Origin of the sequence: Streptomyces enissocaesilis, from assembly GCF_039533765.1 — a bacterium.
In the GTDB taxonomy this organism is placed as follows: domain Bacteria; phylum Actinomycetota; class Actinomycetes; order Streptomycetales; family Streptomycetaceae; genus Streptomyces; species Streptomyces enissocaesilis.
Map to the genome: position 1 here is coordinate 72354 of NZ_BAAAUD010000031.1, position 17639 is coordinate 89992.

The window sequence follows — 17639 nt, forward strand, 5'->3', positions numbered from 1 at the left end:
CGGACTACGGGGAAGCAGGTGATCATGCGTCCACTCCATGACTTCCTCACACTCGACCGGCAGCTGACCCGTCGGGCCGCCTCCTGGGACTCCCCCTGGGTCCGGCAGGCGCTGCCGGCGGTCGAGTCCGCAGCGGAGAAAACGAAACTCTGGTGGGGTATCGCCGCCGTCATGGCCGCCGCAGGTGGAAGCACCGAACGCAGAGCCGCAGCGGCGGGCCTGGCCGGCATGCTCACCGCGCAGGTGCTCGGCAACGCGGTGTGCAAGCAGCTCTACGACCGGCGCAGGCCTCCCGTGGAGCTGATCCCGCACGACGATGTCGAGGACCGGCCGGAGAGCTCTTCCTTCCCCTCCGGACACACCGCAGCCGCCGTGGGTTTCACCGCCGGAGTGGCCCTCGCCTCCCCATGGTGGGGAGCGGCCTCCGCGGTTCCCGCCGCGATGGTGGCCGTGGAGCGTGTTCACAGCGGAGCCCACTACCCCAGCGACGTCGCGGTCGGCGCCGCCATCGGCCTGACCAGCGCCTGGCTGGTCCACCGCACACCCCGGCTGCTGCTCCACAGGCTGGTGTAATCCCCTGTACGGGGCGCCGGGCGCCCGCATGGCAAGACAGAACCCGGGTACGCGGCGGGGAACGCCCCGTACCCGACACGAGCGGAGAGTGAGGTGTCATGGCGGCACCCTTTGAGATACGGCACCGGCCCGGCAAGGGCTACCACTTCGCTCTGTCCGTCACCAGCGAGCACTACGAGACTGACCGCGCCCGCCCGAACGGCACCGACTCCGTCACACCCCACGCCGACGCGCCCCTCCCTGCCGTCGCCCCCGGCACCGGCAGGGGAAGGTGACACCCGGGATGCGGTCACCGGCGGTCGTGCCGGGGCACGTCCACGCCGTGCCCCGGCTGAGCATGGAAAGGCAGGCAGGACGATGAGCACGTCCATGGCCCCCCGGCCGCGTCAGAGCTCCGAGGCGGAGGAGCCGGTGGGTCAGCTGGTCAAGCAGGCGTCGGAGCAGGTCTCCCAGCTGATGCGGCAGGAACTGCGCCTCGCCCGGGCCGAGATGCAGCAGAAGGGCAAACGCTTCGGGATCGGCGGCGGCCTGCTCGGCGGAGCCGGCGTGGTCGGCTTCCTCGCACTCCAGGCCCTTGCCGCCACCGCGATCGTGGCGCTGAACCTGATGTGGCCGCTGTGGGTCTCCGCGTCGACCGTGACCGCGGTCCTGGCGGCGCTGGCTGCGGTGCTCGCCGCCGTGGGCAGGAAACAGGTCGGCCAGGCGGCCCCGCCCGTCCCTGAGCAAGCTATTGACGGCGTCAAGGCCGACGTCGCTGAGATCAAGGAGAAAGCGCACCGATGACCGTCGACCCGCAGGACAACGGCTCCACGCCCACCCCCGAAGAACTGCGCGAGCAGGTGGAAGGAACCCGCGAGAAGCTCGGCCAGACCGTCGAAGCGCTGGCCGCCAAGGCCGATGTCAAAACCCAGGCGCAGCAGAAGGCCGTACAGACCAAGGAGCGGATCGCGCAGGCAGCGGCCGCCGTGGCAGACAAGTTCCAGGAGAAGACCCCGGATCCGGTCCTGGAGAAGGCGTATCAGGCGCCGGAGAGCGCGCGCAGCAACCGTGGCCTGCTCATCGCCGGAGTCGCTGCGCTCGTCGTGCTCGTCCTCGTGCGCCGTAAGAGGAAGGGGCGCTGACGAAAGCGTCCAAAGTGCCGACAGACCCATCGGCCTGGTGCTCGGAGCCGTCAGCGAGGTCGTGGTCGGCGCGCCCTTCGAACAGGTCTGGAAAGTCAAGGACAGCATGCGGCGGGCACACCTACAAGGGTGGCCGCCGCCCAGGTGAATACGGTCCGGTGCACCCGCTCCCGGCGGTCGTCGGCCGACTCTGCCGCACCCCGCACGACCTGGCCGGTGCACCCGGGCCGACCGGCTCCAGCAGGTCCTGATGAAAGTCACCTGCGCCACAGGAACAGTCCCCGGCTACTCGTGAGCACACCTGGGCGCCGGCAGCTCGGCGCCGGCACCCAGTGCAGGTTCTGCGATTCAGTGAGCACTGTCGTCGGATCACGAGCACTGAATGATCAAATCCAGGCAATCATGAGCACTGACAACGGCCGCTGACGGGCAGCGCGTCGATTCTTGCAATCGGGTCACGCCGCGGGCTCGAGGGAGCGCCCGCCCCAGCGGTTGCCCTTCTCGCAGCGGATGCGGGCTCGCTCACACCGTTCGGCGGCCAGGACTTCCCCATGGCGGGCGTCGGCATTTCGCCAGCGCGGGTTGGAGTGCAGGGCCTGGCTCCGCACAAGGTGGCCGGGGTGGAGTTGGTGAGGGTGAACCGCCGCCGGGGGTCCAGGTCCCTGAACCCCCGGCGGACGCGGGCCGGGGTGAGCCGGGCGGGCTCGGCCCGCTTCTCCCAGGGGCGGCGGAGTGGGACGTGAAGTCGAATGCCTCGTGCCGGGCATCGTGGTGCAGCAGACGCACCTCCGCGACCTTCGCACGAGTGCGGTTCCGTGACGGAACGTATGCCCATGCGGGGGCCGTCCGTCTGTCCGGCGAAAGCCCGTCTGAGTGATTGAGTTCGGGACACCGTTCGAAGCCGCATCGCGTGACGAGAGCTCAGCTTCTGGGCGTCTCGTCGATGACGGGCATCGGCTTCCCGCCCGGATGCCACCGGTTGAGGAAGCTGGCCTGCCGGGTGACGTCAACGAGTTCGATCCGGGCACCGATGCTGTCCATCTGGTGGTAGGCGAACGGCCGGCCGTAGGGACAACCGGAGAAGTCCACGGGCATGCTCGCTTCTTCCAAACGCTGGGAACCGTGCCGTACATCGCTGGTCCAGAAGCCGATGTGGTCGAACCTGGCTCCCCCGGACGCATTCCAGGGACTGCCCGGCGGCCCTTCAATGAGCTCGATGAAGGGCGGCCCGCCTGCGGTGAAGACGATGCGGTAGTCCCACTCACCGAGCCGGTCGGACACAGGATCACTCCACTCGGCCCCGGCCGCACGCTGGAAGTCCTGCATCGCCTGCTCGATGTCCGGCACCACGAAGCACACATGGTAGAAGGCAGTCATCCGCCCATGATCGAGCACTTCACCCCAGAGGCCCGAAGGTCAAAAACAAGCTCAGAGGACGGCCTTCAGGGTGGCCATGGCCCGTTCGCAGAGGACGGGTCTCTCCCTCGCTCGGACGAGGCCGAGAGCTTAGGGGCAGTTGCTCTCCGCCCTTCTCGTGAAGTTCAGAGCATGATGAGCAGGCGCGTCTTCGGCTTGAGCTTCCTGTTCACCGAACGACTCTGCACATACACCTCCAACTTGGGATTGTGCCCCGCCTTCACGGAGACGGTGCCCTGGACACCCGTGCCGAACAGAAGACTGCGGGCCGCGTCGCCCGTGTATGCGCGGTCAGTGTCCTTCTCGACCACGATGACTTCCTTGTCGGGCTGAACCTGGACTCGGTTACCCAACTGGTAGTAACACGACCCGCGTTCGTACGTCACGCCCGGATGCGAATCGACGAAGGATCGAATCTCGGCCTCCGCGTCGACCTTCAGGAGTCGGTACTTGTCGGCCGGGACCGGTTCGAGGTTCGCCCGCACATCGTCGATCGATATGTCCTGGCCGACCGCGAACAGGTTCTTCGTGCCCCGCACGCCCTGCTCGCGGCCACGGAGGAAGCTGGTGGCGGCAGCGCGCACGGTACCGATCGCCTCCTCGACACCCTCCTGGGAATCAGCATCCCAGATGGCGATGTTCCCGGCCGGGAAGCCGTAGTTCTGGGCGGTTCGCTTAGCCAGGGAGTTCGGAACGAGGATCGCGGAAGTCCAGTGGTCCGGAAGCGCGCCCATCTTCGCCGCGATCCTGTCGAGCCAGGGACCGAGGATGGCCATGTCGCCGTCGTGCCGCCTGTCACCGCCGGAGGCGTTCTCCTCGCCGTCCGTCACCACGATCTGGAGGAAACTGTGTTCGCCGTACGCCTCCCAGATGTGGCCCAGGTCGTCCAGGGACTTCAGGGAGGCTTCGATGAGGGCCGTAGCACCATTGTTGACCTTGTACAGACCCCGCATGGACGGCAGATGCTTCACGTCCATGTCCCAGACCAGGTTCTCCACCTTGTGGTCGAAGGAGTAGAGGCTGATCCGGGTCTCATGACCGAGGCTGTCCGACTCGGCCTTCAAGCCCGCCACGAACTCGTCCACGACACGGATGAGTTGGCTCTGGTGCTGACGCATGGAACCCGAACAGTCCACTACCAACGCGACGTGGTTCACCTTGTGCTGGATCTTGTTGGCGGACACGTTTGTGCTCCTTCTCCGAGGTTCCCGAGTGATGTCTCCACACTATGAGGAGGCACTGACAACGGAGCTTGACGAACCCTCACCCGCCCGCTCCGCGACAGACTCCGGGCTCGGACAGGAGGCCGCGGCAAGAGCGGACACCCGTGTTCCGAGCACACAGTTTGCACAGGGTGAACATTCCCGCCTCCTTCCTCACGTCCACGCGATGCACTCGACCGCGCAGCGGCACAGGCGGGTGCTCGGGTGCCGCAGAGGTCGAGCGCGCCGTCGGGGGCCGTCGCGCAGTGCGCAGCGATGTCGGACCACCGGTTCCGGCCGTGGAGGCGGGCATGCCTGCTCTGCCACGTCGCCGGCCGGTCCGCCGACGTCCGGGTTCTCACCGGTGGCCGGCGCTACAGCAGCCCTCGTCCCGAACCGGAAAAGGGAGGACCGCGACCGGGTCTTCGCAGGGACACGCGCTGAGGAGGAACAAGCTTCTCGTGAGCGCCCGAGAGAAGCGCATCGGCCGCCTGGTACTCACCCCCTGCGAAGCCCTCGGCAACCACCCGCCGGGCACCCGGGGCCGGATCCCGCAGGCCGCGGTCCACGTCCCGGGCGGGCTGTTTCTGCTCCTGTCGGTCCCTCCGCTCGCCCTTCCTCGCCGGGATGCAGAGCTCACCGGGCGGCATTCGGGCGGGACCGGACCGCCGGCTCCGCTCCTCCGAAGACACATTGGTCTATACCTTGACACGACCACATCAAGCGCGCTTGAGTGGGTGCACAGCCCCCCACCGCGGCCGAGCCCGGAGCACAACCGCTGCTCCGGGCAAGGCCGTTGTGCTCAGAGGAGTGATCGAGTGCTGAGAACCCGCCTCCTGGCCCTGTTGACGGCGATCCTCGTCGCCACCGGCCTCGCCGTGGTACTGACGCCCTCCGCGTCCGCGGCCTCCCCCTGCGACACCGCGCCCAACTGGCAGCAGGGCGCCCGGTACACGACTGGCAACGTTGTCAGGTACAACGGCGCGTACTACGTGGCCGAGCACGACAATCCGGGCTACGACCCGACCGTCAGCACCTGGTACTGGGACCCGTACAACTGCGGCGGCGGGGGCGGCAACCCGTCGCCTTCCGGCTTCGTGGTCAGCGAGTCGCAGTTCAACCAGATGTTCCCGAACCGGAACGCGTTCTACACCTACAGCGGCCTCACCGCCGCCCTCAGCGCCTACCCCGGCTTCGCCACCACGGGCAGCGACACGGTGAAGAAGCAGGAGGCCGCGGCGTTCCTCGCGAACGTCAGCCATGAGACCGGCGGCCTGGTCCACGTCGTCGAGCAGAACACGGCCAACTACCCGCACTACTGCGACTGGAGCCGGCCGTACGGCTGCCCGGCCGGCCAGGCGGCGTACTACGGCCGCGGACCGATCCAGCTCAGCTGGAACTTCAACTACAAGGCGGCGGGCGACGCACTCGGCATCGACCTGCTGAACAACCCCTGGCGTGTGCAGAACGAGGCGGCCGTGGCCTGGAAGACGGGCCTTTGGTACTGGAACACCCAGAACGGCCCGGGCACGATGACCGGTCACAACGCCATGGTGAACCAGGCCGGCTTCGGTCACACGATCCGCTCCATCAACGGCTCGCTGGAGTGCGACGGCAAGAACCCGGCGCAGGTCCAGAGCCGAGTCGGCAAGTACCAGCAGTTCGCCCAGATCCTGGGCGTGCCCACCGGCTCGAACCTCTACTGCTGAAGCCGGGCCGGCACTGAACGGGCCGGGGGCCGGGGGGAGGCCNAGATCTTGTCCCCGTCTTCCGGGACCGAGAGGCACCCGGGCCGACCGGGTTCCTGGACCACGGAGTCGAGGAGGGGACCGTTGATACGTGCCCGAAGGATATGGGCCACCGCGATAGCGGTGCTCACGGTGGTGGGGGTGTCGCCCGCGGTGGCGCAAGCCCGGCAGCCACCCGATGTCCGGACCGCCACTGCGACGGACGGCAACGACCCTGACCTGCCGCCCGGCTGGCGGATCACCCACGGCGACGGGAACAGCGCGTTGGAGTGGCGCTCACCGCGTCCGGTACCGGTGGGCGACGCGCGCGTGGAGTTCCACGCCGACGGCAAACTGGTCGGCGCTCCCGAGCCGGGCAACGACGGCCGGACCTTCCGGCTGCCCCTCGACGACGCGCGCACGGCGGAACTGACCGGCCTTCAGGTGTTGGCGGCCGGACGTCGTCTGGACCAGGGGGCCGATACCGCACCCGACGCCCGCGACCGGCGTTCCGCGAAGCCACCCGTCCCGAAGTCACCGGCCGGACTCCCGGCGGGCTCCGTCGACCCCGGCAGGCCCGGCGCGTACCGTACGGCCACCGGTGAGTACACGCTCGACCCGGTCCGCCTGCCCGGATTCCCCGCACCGGTCGAGATGCGCGGCGTCGTCGTCGCGCCGAAGGGCGCCCCCGGCAAGCGGCCGGTCGCGCTGTTCCTGCACGGTCGGCACGCCACCTGCTACGTACCGGGCGGTGACGAGGTGACCATCGACTGGCCCTGCGCCGGGGGCGCCGAGCCGATCCCGAGCCACCGGGGCTATCTGCGCGACCAGAAACTGCTGGCCTCCCAGGGCTATGTGACCGTGTCGATCTCCGCCAACGGCGTCAACGGCCAGGACTGGGACGCGGAGGACGGCGGCGCGCAGGCCCGTTCGTCGCTGGTGCGGACGCACCTGGCCCGCTGGGCCGACTGGGCCGCCGAGCCGGCCACGGCCCCGGCGGCCGTCCGCAGGGCTCCGCAGACCGACCTGTCGCGCACCCTGCTCGTCGGCCACTCGCGCGGCGGCGAGGGCGTCAACCGCGCCGCCATGGACAGCCTCTACCCGCCTCCGGCCGGCCAGGACGGCTACCGCGGCAAGGTGCGCTGGCATGTCCGCGGCACCGTGCTCATCGGGCCGACGGTCTTCGGCCAGAACCCGGTGCCGGACGTGCCGTCGCTGACGATCCTGCCGGGCTGCGACGGCGACGTCTCCGACCTCCAGGGACAGGTGTACGCCGACGGCACCCGCGGCGTCAGCCGGGGCAAGGCCCTGCACAGCTCGGTCTACATGGTCGGCGCCAACCACAACTACTTCAACAGCGAGTGGACTCCGGGCCGGGCCCAGGCGCCCGCCGACGACGATTTCTGGCACGACCCCGAGCAGCCGGATCCGGTGTGCTCGCCCGGGACCGCCACCCGGCTGACCGCCGACCAGCAGCACCGGGCCGGCGCCACCTACATCGCCGCCGCCGCCCGGCTGTTCGTCGCCGGGGACGACCGGGTGCGCGAGCTGCTCGACGGCTCGGGCCGCCGGGCCCCCTCCGCCGACCCCGCGCGGGTGCTGACCCACGCGGTCGGCGCGAACCGCGGCGCCGGGTTCCTGCCGGACGGCCCCGTGAAGGTGACCGGCGGGCGGCTGTGCTCCGCGATCGACCCCGACCCGCGCGTCTCCTGCCTGGACACCGGGGCGGGCGGCTCCTCTCCGCACTTCGCGTACTGGCAGCCGGAACGCGAGACCGGCCGCCGCGCCGTGGCGCTGCGCTGGTCCGCGCCGGGCTCGGCGGTGAAGGTGCGCTCCGAGAAGCCGCTCTCCGTCAAGGGGGCCAGGAGCCTCGCGCTGCGCGTCTTCGTACCTCCGAACACCACCGGGACCCAGCTGGACGTGTCCGTCACCGACGCCGCCGGCAAGCGGGCGAACCTCGGTCGCGTCCGGGTGGACGGGCTGCCGGGCAGCGACCGCACCTCCTCCTACTGGGCGCGCGAGGTGCGCGTACCCCTCGCCTCGGCCACCCGCGCCGGTCTCGACCTGCGCCGGGTCGCCTCCCTGGAGCTGACCCCGCGCACCGGCTCCGGGCAGGCGTGGCTGATGGACGCCTGGGCGTGGAACCCCGGCACCCCCGCGGTGCGCGAAGCCCCGCTGACCCGCGTCGACATCGGCCGCCTGAAGGTCAAGGAGGGCGACTCCGGCGTCCGTACGCACCACGTGCCCGTGCGGGTGTCCGGCAAGGGCAGCGGCACGGTACGGCTGTACGTCCTGGACCCCGTCACCGGCACGGCGGAAGACCGCCTGGTGACGGTCCGGCCCGGCCGCAGCAGCATCGACGTGCCGGTGAAGGTGAAGGGCAACAAGCGGTACTCCTGGGACGTGTCCCACGACGTGCTCGTCAAGGCGGTCCGGGGTTCGGTCGTCGGCTCGCACGCGGGCGGGGTCACCACCGAGAACGACGACCCGGTGCCCGAGATCACCGTGGAGCCGGCCGCCGTCAAGGTGACCGAGGGGCAGCCGCTGACCTGGCGGGTCTCCCTGTCCGCGCCCGCCGACGTGGAAATGACGAAGACGCTCCGGATCGCGCCCGTCCCGGGCCGCCCCGAGTTGTCCACCAAGGACGTCGACCCGCAGTGGCTCCTGGACCTGACCGGCGAGGTGCCCGACGGCGAGGTCCCGCTGTCCCGGCTGGACTACGCCTACGTGTGGGCATCGGTGCCCGCCGGACAGACCCTGGCGGAGGTGACCGTACCCACGATCCGCGACCAGGTGGCCGAGCAGACCGAGTACGTCGGCCTCCAGCACACCGACGACGAGGGCGAGCCGCACGGACCGGTCCTGACCGGCACGGTGCTCGACGCTCCGTAGCTCCGCGCCTCACGGCAGGGTGACCCCGCACCACACCGCCTTGCCCGGCCGCGTCGGCCGGCACCCCGGGTGCCGGCCGACGCGGCCACCACCAACGGCAGTCCGCGCCCCGGCGGTACGCCGTCGTACATCAGCGCGTTCGCCGCCGGCCCGACCAGGCACAGCGTGATGTCGCCGGCCCGACGCGCCGGGCACGGCCGCTGCCGGGCTTTGCCGGCGAGGTACGGCTCGTCCCCCGGTGCCGCCCCTGCCGCCGTCGCGTCGGGGACCGCCAACTCCGGGCACCCGTCGGCCGATTGGCGAGATCCGCAGGACTGCTCCCGACCGGCACCGGTATCGGTACCGAAGTGCGCCCGGAACATCAATAGGGTGACCCCATGTCTGCCACGTTGAGTTCCCAAAAAACCGCCACCGCGCTCCGGACATCGGCACGCGTCTCCGTTGAGTTGCTGCTGGTCCTCGTGATGACTGCGGTGGTTCTGTGGATCATGGGCCGGATGTGGTCGGTGGTCTGGCCGCTCATAGTGGGTCTGCTCCTCACCACGCTGACCTGGCCCCTGGCTCGTTTCCTGCGCCGGCACGGGTGGCGCCCCGCTCTGGCCGCGTCGGCTGTGACCGTACTGTTCCTCCTGGTCGCCACGGGCATCGTGGCGCTGATCGCGGTGCCGGTGGCGTCCCAGTCCGGCGAGCTCGCCGACGGTGTGGTCGAAGGCATCCAGAAGCTCCGCGAGTGGGCCGCCGGGCCGCCGCTGAACATCGGCGACGACCAGATCACGCGGGCCTTCGACACCGCGATCGCCCGCATCCAGGACAGCATCGGCAGCATGGTCACCACTGTCGTCACGGGCGTGAGCACCGTGTTCAACGGCGTGGTCACTGCCGTCCTGGCGCTCTTCCTGATGTTCTTCTTCCTCAAGGACGGCCCGCGGTTCCTCCCGTGGCTGACCCGTCAGCTCCCCGGCCGGCTCGCCACCGACGTCCCGGTCGTGGCCTCGCGCGGTTGGGACACCCTGGGCGCGTTCGTGCGTTCCCAGGCGTTCGTCGGCCTGCTCGACGCCGTCCTCATCGGTCTCGGCCTGTGGATTCTGGAGGTACCGCTGGTGCTCCCGCTGGCGGTGCTGACCTTCGTGTCCGCGTTCGTGCCGATCGTGGGCGCCCTGTTCGCCGGCTTGGTCGCGGTGCTCATCGCGTTGGTGTCGAACGGCCTGACAGACGCACTGGTCGTGCTGGCGATCATCGTCGTGGTGCAGCAGCTCGAGGGCAACGTGTTCCAGCCCATGATCCAGAGCCGCGGACTCGGCCTGCATGCGGCGGTGGTCCTGCTCGCGGTGACGTTGGGCGCCAGTCTGGCCGGCGTCGTGGGCAGCCTGCTCGCCGTACCGGTGGCCGCGCTGATCGCGGTGGTCTGGAACTATCTGCGCGAGCAGCTCAGCGACCCTCCGCAGGAGCCGGAGACCGGCGAGTCCCCCACCGGTGCGGCCGTCCCGTCGTAGCGCCCCGCCGCGCCCTGGCCACGGCGCGGCCGAGCGGGATGCCGCAACCGCGCCGTTCATCCCTGGGCGTCCCTGGGCGTCCCTGGGCGGTCGCGGACCGCGCTTGCCCCGATCGACCGGCGAAGGCCCGGTGCGGGCGCCGGAGAGCCGGTCCGGGAGTCGGCCGCAGTCGCGTTCACGTCCGCCCCCGGGCCTTCCAGCCTCTGCCCGCAGGCCACCATGGCCGGCGCCCCATCGACACGCTCGCGGAGCAGGCCGCCACCGGTGCCGGCGCCGGCGCCGACGGCATGACCGTCCGCGTCTTCCCTCCCTGGTGACCAGGGAGGGAAGACGTTCCCCGCAGGCTGACACCGTCGTACGTGATCTGCGTACGCCCCGGTCCGAAGCGCGGACCGTATAGCCCAGCGCTTGCAGAACCGATAAATCATTAGGCCGAATTACTCCCTATGCGACAAGGCAGCCACCCATTTGCCGCGCATCCCGCCCAATGCGTGTTCCGTTGGACGGATTATGACGAATGCAATTTCACCGGTCTCCTCGGGGCGTCTCCTGCCCGGCGCAAAGACCCCCGCATGCGCTGTTCGGCCGGGGAAATCGGTTCTCACCCCGATGGTCGGCCAGCCCACCCGGCGGCCTCTTCATGGCTGAGTCGCGCGGCCGTCACAGTCGCGCAGAGGTTCCCTCTTCCCCAGGCTCCCCAGGCGACTGGTCCCACCCGACCGACAGCCATCCGCCTGCGGGAACCTGGGCTCATCCCCCGACCCTGGCCGACCAGTTGGACGCGCACTGGGATCCGGCAGAGGAACTCGCCCACCTCCTGCACGAGGCTATCGAAACCGAGAAGAGCGCCGGTCCCCCGCCCGCGGATGACGCCGGCCTGCCGCCCACCGAAGGGGCCGACACCCCCCTCGCCGGCCTGACCGAGATCACCGCCGAACTTCCGCCCCTGCGCCCCCCGCCCTCACGCCGCCGCGCCCCCTCGCGGAAGAAGCGCACCACCGGGGCGTTGCGGACCACCAGCTTCTTCCTTGCCGCGCTCACCGCCGCCGTGGCGTCCATGGTGTGCGTTTTCAGCGGTATGGCCGCCTACGACCCCCTGCACCACCTCGCCGCATACCGCACCTCCGGCATCACGGCCGGGTGGTGGCCCCTGCTGGTGTACGGACCGTGGATGGTCGCATCCCTGTCGATCCTGCGCGCCGCCCTCCACCAGCGCCGCGCCGCCCACTCCTGGACTGTGGTGCTGCTGTTCTCCACCGTGTCCATGCTCCTGTGCGTGGCCCAAGCGCCCCGCACCCTGATCGACGCGGCAACCGCGGCACTCCCCTCGCTCGCCGCCCTGGCCTGTTTCCAGCAGCTCGTCCGGCAGATCACCCTCACCCGCCCGCCCCGCCAGACCAAACCACGCCACCGCACCCGGCAGACCCCGCGCCGGCCGAGTGCTGCGGGGCGATGAGAAGCACCCGTCCCGAAGGAGTGACCCGAAGGAGTAAATCGCCACAGGGCGGTGTCCCACGCGGTTACCGAACCTGAACTCGTGCGGCCGGCCGGGCCGGTCGGCCCGGCGTGTGGGGGTGCGCCCGTCGTCGGCGACGAAGGCAGCGGCTCGACTCCCGACGGCCGTGCCGTAAGTGCTCGGTTCCCACGGTCCGGGCTCCACCCGCAGACCGTGGGAACAGCCTGGATGACCTTGCTGGGCCGGGCCCGCCGAAACCGGCCCGGCAAGGTGTCGTGCCTGGTCGGGACGGCGGGCTGAACGGCGGTGCCGCTCGTCCGGACGAGGGAGCACCACCTTGGTCCTCTGCGAGTCCTTGATCGAGTACGCCGACCACCTGGCCGTACGGCCAGGCTCCCGCGCCTGTGCGGCCAACACCCGGAGTGCCCGTACCCGTGCTCGTGCCGCACGTGTGTCTCCTGGGTCGGACTCCCTGTGCCGTCAAGGGGCTTCGTAGAACCACCCCTGAACTGGAGAGCCGATTCCGTCCCGGCCCGGGCAGGCGGCCCGGAGGTCAGCCGATCGGACGACCCCCAGGTCAACCGTCCCGCGTGACGCGTCCAACCAGTACGCCGACAGGACGGGGCCCTGGGCTGGCCCGCCATGGATCTCAGAGCGGGACGGCCCGTACGGCCGGGCCCCGGCCGACCGTCCGGATCCAGGAGTTCGGCACCCATGAAACACGCCGAGAAGGCCTCCACGCACACCCGCGCCGTCACCGGTGGCGCGTCTCCGTTTCCGTTTTCATCTCCGTGGTCGACCGCAACGGCACCACCTTCGCCGCCCTGCGCGGCGACGACGCCGGTGCCGGCCCGCAGTCCTGCGAGCCGGCCGAGAAGGAGGCGCGCACGGCCGTGTCCTGGAAGTCCTGGAACGTGCCCGCTTCCGAGCCGGCCAAGTGCCTGGAGCAGGCGCCGACCCGAAGGCACCGCGTACGAAGTCGACCGCATCATCTTCGGAACCGGATCCGAGGTCGGTGTCCCGGGGATCACCTCCGGACGCCTGCCGGTGCACGGCGCGGGAGCATCACCCTGACCGAGGCGTGGAAGGACGGCCCCCGGACGCTCCACGGCTTCTGCGGCCACGGTTTCCCCAGCCTCTTCCCGCTCGGACCGCTGCAGAACGCCAGTTCCGTCGCCTTCGTCCACGTCCTCGACGAACCGGCGGTCCACGTCACCGAGGTCGTCGCCGAAGCGCGCAGGCGCCGGGCCCTCCGGGTGGAACCGACCGCCGAGGCCGAGGCCGCGTGGGTCGCGACGATCCGTGAAAGACCGCCGACCTGTACGCGTTCCAGACGGAGTGCACCCCCGGTTGCTCCAACGACGAAAGCATGCCCAGGAAGCGCAACGAGTCGTACGGGGACGGGCCGGTCGCCTTCCGCGCCCCGCTCCGGGACCGGCACGCGAACGGCGGGTTCCCAAGGCGCACGGACCCTCCCTGACAAGCCAGTTGACCGGCGCGAACATCGACCGGCCGGGCAGCGCGGAGGAACAGGCCGCCGCCATCGTCTTCCTGGCTTCGGACGCCGCCGCGTTCGTCGACGGCGCCGTCCTCCCGGTCGACGACGGCTGGGCCGCCGTCCGACGAGGCCCTCTTGCCCCAAGCCCTGTGGCGTGCCCGTTCCGGCAGCACCCGTACACCAAGAAGTGCATGTGCGGCGCACTTTCCGCCCCCTGGGCGCGACAGAATCCCCTCTGCGAGGCCGGAAGGAAATCTGTCACGACGGTAGTAGACATTGCCGTCTGATGAGGTAGGGTTCTGTTCGTAGCCAAGACAGCGAGTGAGGCGCGGCAGGGACGAACTGCCGCGCATGCAGGTTCAAGCGAGTTGTGGCACGGCGGTGGAACCTCAGGGCCGGATGTACGCGGGGTCCTCGGGTTGACCGCCGGGCCGGACGGCCCACAGGGGCGGATTGTGGCACGGCAGTGGAGCGAGAGGGCCGGACGCAGAACAGGGGTCCTGTCGCTGACTGCCGGGCCGGCGACTCCAGGAGTCGCGAGCAGTCCCGCAGTTCCAGCAGTACGACAGATTGATCACAAGAAACAAGGAGGCAGACGCCATCAGGATCGCCCGGGCGAGGAAGAGTCCGCCCGGGTACCGAAGGACCCGGAAAGGAAGGTGGTCCCCGGTCACGCATCCGCGATCCCCGCACCCCGCCCCTCCCCCCGGGCGAAGATGCGGAAACAAGAGCCCGGCACAGCAGTAGCCGGCAGATGGTGTTGATCCCCTGGGACCCTGGTGCCGTGCGGCACCAGGGTCCCTTCACGCGTTCAGGCGAAACCGCGGCGCGCCTGGGCGTGTTCTAGCCGGCCGCGCCGCCACGACGCCCGGCACCGCCGCTCCCGGACAGGACAGCGGGCGGGCCGCCGGCTCACGGTGTGACGGATTTCCCGGTCGCCGCGTGCGCGCCGAGGGCGTCGGCGGCGCTGGAGTAGGACGGCATGAGTGTGCTGAGACCGGTGAGGTCCAGCATCCGGGCCAGCCGGCCGGGGGTGGCGGCCAGGGTGAGGGAGCCGCCGGCGTCCTTCGCGCAGCGCATGATGCCGATGAGGGCGTTGAAGCCGGAGGAGTCGCAGAAGGTCACCTGTTCCAGGTCCAGGATCAGGTACGGATGGCCCTGGGCGATGAGCCGAAGCGCTCCGGTGCGCAGGGCGGGGGCACTGTCCACGTCGATCTCACCGGCGGTGGCCACCAGAACGAGGGGGCCTTCGGTGCGCTGGACGGTGAGCGTGAGGGCGTCAGTCACGAGGGGTCAGCGCTCCTGGCCGATGGGGGTGGCGCCCTCGGGGGGCGCCGGGGCGGCGAGGGTGTGGGTGGTCACGGCGGTCGTGGGCTGCTCGGCGGCCGCCCGGTGGGGGACGGACAGGGCAAGCAGGGCAACGTCGTCACCGGCGCCCTGGGGCATGTCCGCGATCAGAGCCACGGTCTCCTCCACGAGCGCGGCGGCCGCCGAGGTGTCGCGGGTGGCGAGGAAGGCGGCCACCCCGTCCTCGCCCAGCATCGCACCGTCCGCCAGGCGGGCCTCGGTGAGGCCGTCGGTGTAGAGCAGCAGACCGTGGCCGGGGGCCAGATACAGGGTGTGGGAGGCGAAGCGGGCCTGGTCCAGGGCTCCGACCAGCATGCCGCCCGTGGGCCGCACGCCCTCCACCCGCACGACGGCGTCGCCGTCGTGCTCCAGGTGGAACAGCGGGGGGTGGCCGCCGGTGGCCACCACCACGGTGAATCCGCCCTCCGGGGCTGGGGTGAGGGTGCCGAAGACACAGGTGCAGTACCGGCTGCCGACCGACGGGTCCAGCAGCAGGGCGCTGTTGAGGGCGTCGAGCACATCGATGGGATCACTGTGGTGCTGGGCCGCCTCGCGCAGGGTGTAGCGGGTCAGCGAGGTCACCGCTGCGGCTTCGGCTCCCTTCCCGCACACGTCGCCGAGGAAGAACGCCCAGCGGTCGCCGCCCAGCGGGAAGACGTCGTAGAAGTCGCCGCCGACGTCGCGCGGAGAGGCGGTCTGGTAGTGGCAGGCCAACTCCAGGCCGGGCACCGCGGGCAGCGCCGGCGGCAGCAGGGTCCGCTGCAGGGCGGAGGCGAACGAGGTGATCGCCTCCTTGTCCCGCTCGGCCTGCTTCCGCGCCTCCTCCTGCTCGATGCGCCGCTCCTGCTCCTCGCGCAGCCGGTACAGCGCCGACAGGCGCAGCTCCAGCGCGTCCACGACCATCGCGGCCAGGTCGGCCAGGGTCGCGGTATCGGCTGCGGTGATCAGGCGCGGTCTGGTGTCGAGGATGTTGACCGTACCCAGCCGGTGCCCGTCGGCGGTGACGATGGGGGCGGCGGCGTAGAACCGCACCCCCATGGGACCTGCCACCAGCGGGTTGGAGCAGGCCACCGGGTCGGCGAGGGCGTCGGGGATCACCATTGTGTCGTCGGTGAGGATCGCCGAGGCGCACAGGCCCGGATCCCGGCCGATCTCAGTGACCCCTTCCAGGCCGTGAGTGGCCTTGAACCAGATCCGGTCCTCGTCCACGATCGTCACCGTCGCGACCGGCACGTCGAACAGGCGGGCGGCCACCGCCGCGACCCGGTCGAACGCACCGTCGGGCGGAGTGTCGAGGATGTCGTAGCGGCGCACCGCCGCCATCCGCGCCGTCTCGGCCGACACGGCGGAAGGGAATCCGAACGGCGTTATGACAGGCACACTCGCTTGGTCGGACATATACCTCGTTTCATCTTCCCCCGTCAGAAAAGGCGACTGTCGGACAACTGCCGCTCCAAGCACCCTACCCAAGGCCACGGACACCTCGGGCTCCCCGGCGTCCCCGTCTCGTCGGCCGGGGGTGAGGTGCGGAAACCGCCACCCCGGGCCGTACGCTCGTCCGCCCGGGGCGACACCGCGGTCGACGACGCCCCTGACCACGGCATCGTCGGCGGCAACCCCGCCGGGCTCGCACGCCGCCGTCACAGCGAGGAGGACATCGCCCGCCTCCTGGCATGGTGCGCGTGCCGGAACGGAGTGCTGCTGGCCACCGATGCCTACGGCGCCGGCCCCCGACCCGCCCCGGCCGTGCTCGTCCGCCTGCCGTACCACAAGAACAGCCGGTACGTCTTCTTCGAGAAGGTCGCGGAGCGGTTCACGGAGCGCGGTTGCGTCATGGCGGTCCAGGACGTCCGCGGCAAGTTCCGCCCGCAGGGCGAGACGCTGGGCTGGACCGGCGAGGCGGTCGTCGGCCGGCGCCCCGCCCTCCGTGCGAGCGTCCCCCGGGCGACCTGCACCAACAGCGTTCCGGGTGTGGCCAGTCACGACACCGGATCCGGCCGCCAGCCCCTGCGGCCGGAGGGCGCCGGCCACAGTCGTACGTCTGGATCGACAACGGCAGCCACGCGTTCGGGACGGACCTCACCAAGCGTCCGCTGATCGCCGCGTACGAGGAGGTTTTCGAGGCCACCGGGAAGCGCTCGGCGGGCTTCGACCTGGTCGTCGGCGGCATCCCGCCGCCCCCGTACAACGGACCGCACCCCCATGACGCGCGTCCGGTCCCCGTCCCGCACTGCGTGGGCTGGTTCGACAACCTCGGCACCGCCCCCATGCGCGACCACACCGAACCGGCCGAACGCCCCGGCTGGGCGGCGGTGCAGTACCTGGTCGCCGACACGACCGACCACGAGAACCGCTTCCTGGAGAACGCCCCCGTCTCCCCCGGGCCGGCCACCTGGTCATCGAGGCCGCTCTGGACGGCATGCCCGACGCGCACACCGGTGCGACACTGGGGCCCTTCGACATCTTCCTGAAGAGCACCGCGCGGCCCGAGTCGCTCCCGCGGGTGCGCTGGAAGCCCGGCCTCGCCGCGGTCGTCGAAGGCAGTTGGTTCCAGCGGGCCCGGACCCGACGAGAAAACCGACACGACGACGAGGAGCCTCGCCCCGCCAGAGATCCCGCCGCCCGCCGGGCCTCCCCCGCTGCGGCACGGACTGGGGACTGGTCAGAACCGGACAGGCGCCCTCGGCGTACGAACAGTGGTGATCGCCGCATAATGCCGCACGGCGCGGTATGCCGGGCGCGGGCGGCGACGGCGTGACGGCCCACGGTTGGAGCGCCCAGCGGCCACACTCCCGAAAGGGCGCGGGGTGAAGACTGCCTCGTGGGGCGGCCGGGATCGATGGGGCGTGTGTGCAAAAGCCACGACGTCAGTACCGCGCCGGGGGCGCGGTCTGCCCGTGCCCAGGGGACGGCA

14 protein-coding genes and 3 pseudogenes are annotated in these 17639 nt (G+C 70.7%); 13 read left to right on the forward strand and 4 right to left on the reverse strand.

From position 1 onward, the window contains the following. Positions 1–24 precede the first annotated feature (24 nt). The 4 genes from ABD374_RS14195 to ABD374_RS14210 all read left to right on the forward strand — a co-directional run bounded on the left by ABD374_RS14195 (position 25) and on the right by ABD374_RS14210 (position 1694). Entirely contained in the window at positions 25–573 is a 549-nt protein-coding gene (locus ABD374_RS14195) for a phosphatase PAP2 family protein (protein WP_344495052.1), read from the forward strand. Between the two features lie 98 nt (positions 574–671). Then, on the forward strand, positions 672–848 hold the full coding sequence (locus tag ABD374_RS14200; RefSeq protein WP_344495054.1) for a hypothetical protein: 177 nt from the start codon (positions 672–674) through the stop codon (positions 846–848). Between the two features lie 82 nt (positions 849–930). Next, complete coding sequence (locus ABD374_RS14205) at positions 931–1356, forward strand: phage holin family protein (RefSeq protein WP_344495056.1); 426 nt, start codon at positions 931–933, stop codon at positions 1354–1356. Beyond that, on the forward strand, positions 1353–1694 hold the full coding sequence (locus tag ABD374_RS14210; protein WP_344495058.1) for a DUF3618 domain-containing protein: 342 nt from the start codon (positions 1353–1355) through the stop codon (positions 1692–1694). The genes ABD374_RS14205 and ABD374_RS14210 overlap by 4 nt, the downstream gene beginning before the upstream one ends. 921 nt (positions 1695–2615) lie before the next feature. On the opposite strand, the gene ABD374_RS14220 is transcribed toward ABD374_RS14210, so the two are convergent. Both ABD374_RS14220 and ABD374_RS14225 read right to left on the reverse strand, forming a co-directional pair. Beyond that, on the reverse strand, positions 2616–3044 hold the full coding sequence (locus ABD374_RS14220; RefSeq protein ID WP_344495060.1) for a VOC family protein: 429 nt from the start codon (positions 3042–3044) through the stop codon (positions 2616–2618). A 191-nt stretch (positions 3045–3235) separates the two neighbouring features. Beyond that, positions 3236–4294 (reverse strand): vWA domain-containing protein, encoded by a 1059-nt coding sequence (locus ABD374_RS14225; RefSeq protein WP_344495062.1) that lies wholly within the window; start codon positions 4292–4294, stop codon positions 3236–3238. A gap of 839 nt (positions 4295–5133) precedes the next feature. On the opposite strand from ABD374_RS14225, the gene ABD374_RS14230 reads away from it, so the two are divergent. From ABD374_RS14230 to ABD374_RS14260, 7 genes and pseudogenes are all read left to right on the forward strand, one after another. Beyond that, the gene (locus tag ABD374_RS14230; protein WP_425577239.1) at positions 5134–6021 is read left to right on the forward strand and encodes a glycoside hydrolase family 19 protein; all 888 of its coding nucleotides are present in this window, start codon (positions 5134–5136) and stop codon (positions 6019–6021) included. A gap of 123 nt (positions 6022–6144) precedes the next feature. Further along, on the forward strand, positions 6145–8931 hold the full coding sequence (locus ABD374_RS14235) for an alpha/beta hydrolase (RefSeq protein WP_344495066.1): 2787 nt from the start codon (positions 6145–6147) through the stop codon (positions 8929–8931). Positions 8932–9308: 377 nt separating this feature from the next. After that, positions 9309–10424 carry an AI-2E family transporter gene (locus ABD374_RS14240; protein WP_344495068.1) on the forward strand — a complete coding sequence of 372 codons (1116 nt, stop codon included), beginning with the start codon at positions 9309–9311 and terminating at the stop codon, positions 10422–10424. Between the two features lie 775 nt (positions 10425–11199). Then, complete coding sequence (locus ABD374_RS14245) at positions 11200–11880, forward strand: DUF2637 domain-containing protein (protein ID WP_344495070.1); 681 nt, start codon at positions 11200–11202, stop codon at positions 11878–11880. 779 nt (positions 11881–12659) lie between these two features. Then, positions 12660–12836: pseudogene (locus ABD374_RS14250) on the forward strand (heme-binding protein); the annotation flags it as partial. 7 nt (positions 12837–12843) lie between these two features. Beyond that, positions 12844–13360: pseudogene (locus ABD374_RS14255) on the forward strand (monooxygenase); the annotation flags it as partial. Then, positions 13306–13500 (forward strand): annotated as a pseudogene (locus tag ABD374_RS14260) (SDR family oxidoreductase); the annotation flags it as partial. The pseudogenes ABD374_RS14255 and ABD374_RS14260, both read left to right, overlap by 55 nt. A gap of 790 nt (positions 13501–14290) precedes the next feature. On the opposite strand, the gene ABD374_RS14265 reads toward ABD374_RS14260, so the two are convergent. Both ABD374_RS14265 and ABD374_RS14270 read right to left on the reverse strand, forming a co-directional pair. Beyond that, positions 14291–14665: an STAS domain-containing protein gene (locus ABD374_RS14265; RefSeq protein ID WP_344495071.1), complete on the reverse strand. Its 375-nt coding sequence runs from the start codon at positions 14663–14665 to the stop codon at positions 14291–14293. Between the two features lie 6 nt (positions 14666–14671). Further along, complete coding sequence (locus ABD374_RS14270) at positions 14672–16069, reverse strand: PP2C family protein-serine/threonine phosphatase (protein WP_344495072.1); 1398 nt, start codon at positions 16067–16069, stop codon at positions 14672–14674. Between the two features lie 180 nt (positions 16070–16249). Here ABD374_RS14270 and ABD374_RS14280 point away from each other — a divergent pair, with 180 nt between their 5' ends. Together ABD374_RS14280 and ABD374_RS14285 are read left to right on the forward strand one after the other, a co-directional pair. After that, on the forward strand, positions 16250–16822 hold the full coding sequence (locus ABD374_RS14280; RefSeq protein WP_425577236.1) for a CocE/NonD family hydrolase: 573 nt from the start codon (positions 16250–16252) through the stop codon (positions 16820–16822). Between the two features lie 137 nt (positions 16823–16959). Next, complete coding sequence (locus ABD374_RS14285) at positions 16960–17196, forward strand: hypothetical protein (RefSeq protein ID WP_344495074.1); 237 nt, start codon at positions 16960–16962, stop codon at positions 17194–17196. The last annotated feature ends 443 nt before the right edge of the window (positions 17197–17639 follow it).

Excerpts from the sequence above, each read along its gene's own strand:
- ABD374_RS14210 (WP_344495058.1), top strand. The coding sequence starts at position 1,353 with ATGACCGTCGACCCGCAGGACAACGGCTCCACGCCCACCCCCGAAGAA.
- ABD374_RS14195 (WP_344495052.1), top strand. The coding sequence starts at position 25 with ATGCGTCCACTCCATGACTTCCTCACACTCGACCGGCAGCTGACCCGT.
- ABD374_RS14205 (WP_344495056.1), top strand. The coding sequence starts at position 931 with ATGAGCACGTCCATGGCCCCCCGGCCGCGTCAGAGCTCCGAGGCGGAG.
- ABD374_RS14240 (WP_344495068.1), top strand. The coding sequence starts at position 9,309 with ATGTCTGCCACGTTGAGTTCCCAAAAAACCGCCACCGCGCTCCGGACA.
- ABD374_RS14200 (WP_344495054.1), top strand. The coding sequence starts at position 672 with ATGGCGGCACCCTTTGAGATACGGCACCGGCCCGGCAAGGGCTACCAC.